This is a genomic window from Bartonella sp. TT110JLCBS, assembly GCF_042193405.1.
Lineage (GTDB): Bacteria > Pseudomonadota > Alphaproteobacteria > Rhizobiales > Rhizobiaceae > Bartonella.
This window is the reverse complement of record NZ_JBHILT010000043.1, coordinates 1-3,745: the sequence shown is the minus strand read 5'-3', so window position 1 is coordinate 3,745 and position 3,745 is coordinate 1. Positions and strand designations below refer to the sequence as shown.

Annotated in this window: 1 pseudogene; it reads left to right on the top strand. The window is 46.1% G+C overall.

The window, feature by feature from the left end:
- Positions 1-3,745 (top strand): annotated as a pseudogene (locus tag ACFILW_RS08740) (filamentous hemagglutinin); the annotation flags it as partial.

The window sequence follows — 3,745 nt, the reverse complement described above, 5'->3', positions numbered from 1 at the left end:
AGGCGCCGATCCGCAACAAGCCTTTCTGAAGAATACATCCGAAGGTGTCCTTCAAAGTGGTGGCGTTTTTGTTGTGACCGCAGGGCAATTAGACAATGCCGGTGTGCTTGGCTCTAGTGGTGAGAATGTTGCCCTCAATGTGGCAGGGAATGTCAGCAATAGTGGGCTGATTTACGCCAAAAAATCTATGGACGTATTCAGTGATGGTGATTTAACCAACACACAGGGCAGAATGATTGCAGAAGAGGCTCTCAGCATTGGTGGGCTGAAAGAGACACGTGCTGGTCATATAAATAATGAGGCTGGTCTTCTCAGTGCTTTAGCCGGTGAGATGAAGATTGTTGCAACGTCTTTTGTCAATAAAAGCGCTGAAACGACAAATTCAGAGCAACAAAACGCTACACATGATGAAGGTGCGCATGTTTTAGCGCGGGATGGTTTGCGCATTGATGTGGGCAGTTTTGAGAATGTTGATGGTCTTATTTCTACGCAAGGGGCAGTCAATATTGTTGCTGAGAGTGTGATCCAAGCAGGGCACATAGAGATTGAGCGTGGTGACCTTCAACTGACCAGCCACGGTGATTTAAGCAATAGTGGCACGATAGAAAGCAATGATACCATTGCTTTGCATGCGCAAACAAATCTCAGCCAAACGGGGCGCATTGTCTCTAAAAAGCGGATAGAGCTTTCCAGTGATGGCATATTGACAATGGGCGAGACAAGTGAGGTTGGCGCCTATGATGTAACGCTGAAGGCAGGCACACTCACCCAAGCTGGGCTTGTGGAAGTGCAAGGCGGGGTACTTACTCTCAACAGTCATGATGTTTTAAGCAATTCCGGTATTATGGTGGGCGGTGTTGTTGATGCGAAGCTTGGGTCTTTAGCCAATTCAGGTCAGCTTTTAGCCAGTAACAGTTTTACGCTTATAGCAAAAAGTCATGATCCGTCATTGGGGCAAGTTGCTCTGGTTTTAAATGGTGAAGACGGTGTTCTCAAAAGTGGTGGTGCTTTTGTCTTAACCGCAGATGTTTTGGACAATGCCGGCAGTATTGGTTCAAGTGGTGATGGGGTTGCGCTCAATGTGAGCGCTGATCTGAGTAATAGTGGGCTGATTTATGCCAAGAAATCTGCCATTTTCTCCTTAGATGGGGATTTTATTAATAAGTTTGCCGATGTCATTGCTGAAGACAATCTCATCATCCGTGGTTTAAGTGGAGAGCGGGCTGGTCATGTGATCAACAGCTCGGGTCTTTTAGAAGCCGTGTCAGGCGATATGACCTTCGATGTCTCAGCGCTTACCAACATGCGTGAAGGTGGAGTTGAAGTTAGCGATAAAGTGGTTTCTCACAGTTACGTGCGAGGAGAATGGGAAAAAATCCCAAATGTTGATAAACACACAAAGATCAAGAAAAATATCGACACCACGATCATTCGTCAGCAGCCTCATTTTATCAATAATGCTGCCCAGATTTTGGTAGGGCGCCATTTCACGGTTCATGCCGGTGATATCCGCAATAGTTATAGTTTGATTGCTGCTAATGGCAACATTGAGATGCAGGGTGATACGCTGCTCAATGAGGGGCGCGATTTAATCGAAACAACCAAGATTGTGACTAAAACACGCTACAGATATAAGCAATGTAGTATCACAAATCCAGGATGTATAGCGCACGATGCAAAAGAATGGGATGGTCCTACTTTTACCCAAACAACCGCCCGCACTTATGATACTGTTTACGGCACGATTGAAGCTGGTGGCACGCTTGATGCCAAGTTGACAGGCTATATTGATAATCATGCGGTGCGTGAGGGGGTTGAGCAAGTTGGCTTAAGCTCTGGCGATAAAGGGTTGGCTGGTGTTAAAAACACCGATTTTGACGGTTCCAAACCACTGATTAGTGATGATCGATTGGACGGTATTATCAATGGTTTGAAAGGGCACAAAGGGCTTTTTGCACCAAGCACAAAAACACCCGCACCAGAATCCATACAAGTGCCAACGCAAGATGGGCTTAACTCTGTTAAGACAGAATTGGACCAGACCCAAACACCGGATGTGCCATTTTTAGTCGAGACGCGTCCAGATTTTATCAACCCAAGTAAATTTTTAGGATCGGACTATTACTTAAAAAAGATTGGCAATTATAAGCCTGAGCACGTGTTCAAAAAGTTGGGGGATGCTTATTTTGAATATCGTCTGGTGGGTGAGCAAATCTTTGAACTGACAGGCAATCGCACTCTTCTTGATGTTGAAGATCCCAATGCTCAAATGCAAAGGCTCTATGACAATGCTGTGGAGCAGCAAGATCCCTTGGGGTTAGTGCTAGGCAAGCCCTTAACGCCTCAGCAAATTGCTGGGATCAAAAAGGATATGATCTGGCTTGAGACCCACCTTGTCGACGGACAAGAGGTCTTGGTACCCCACGTTTATTTGGCACCAAACACTTCTTTAGCACAAGATGTTTATGGGGCAAAAACGCAGCAAGGAAACCTTGCCAGTGCACGTTTGAAAGGCAATGGCGTCACTATAGAGACGGACCGTCTTACCAATAGCGGCACCATATCAAGTAATGGTGCATTGCATGTTTCGACTACGCAAACTTTGTTTAATGATGGTGGTTTTTTGCTTGGCAGCGGTGCTGTAGATCTCAGCAGTGGCGATCTTTTAGCCAATTCTTCCGGTGTTATTCTGGGGGATATCATCACCCTCAATGCGAAGACAATCATTGATGGTACTGCAAAAATCCGTGACACGAATGAATATGGTTTTGTTGATCGCAGTGGGCAGCAGGCTCAAATCATTTCTATACAGGATTTAAACATTCACTCCCTTGGCGATTTAAGCATGACTGGTGGCCAATGGAGCAGTGGCGGTCCGATGACGGTGATTGTCGATGGTTCTGCTACGTTTGGTTCATTAGTGCTAGAGAGTGACCATAAGGAGACATTGGAAAAAGGGCATTATAACGCCCAAAGCAGTGAGCACCGTTTGACAGAAGTCAACAGTGATGGAGATTTGACCATTGTCACAGGTGGTGAACTTAACCTTGGGGGAAAGTTTAAAGCCAAGGGCAATGGGGATTTCACCAGTGGTGGCGCTCTCAACGCGATTTCAGAGCAAGATTTTAACAGTTTTGATTTGGATCTGAGGGGCAAAGAAGGCGACAAATCGAAGCAAAAGAATAAGTTTCGTCAACAATCAACAGAAGTTACTACAAACAAAACCACGATAGAAACAGAGGGCAACCTCTCCATGCATGCGCAAAATGGAGATCTCACGCTTGATGCGGCAGGGCTATCAAGTGGTGGTCAGACGCATTTGGCATCAGATACGGGGAAGATCAAGTTTCTGACCAACAAGGATCAAGATTTTAAGGACGTTTATCAGCGTAATGAAAACCTTGTGTGGTGGAGTGAGAGCGATAAAGGTTACCTTAAGGAGACCATCGAGCATGTCACCATAGATGCTAAGGGTGGCATAAAGCTTGATGCGGGTGATGGCTTTGTTGTTGAGTATCAGGCAACCGGTGATTTAGACAAATCCCTTGAGCAATTGTCTCGCTCTCCAGGCATGGCATGGATCAAGCAACTGCGTGATGATCCAGAATTATCCAAGCAAGTGGATTGGCAAGCAGTTAAGGCTGAATTTAAAGACTGGGATTATAAAGCCCAAGGGCTGACAGAAGCCGGTGCGGCTATCGTGGCCTTGGCTGTCACGGCGGTTACGGGTGGAGCAGCCTCGGGC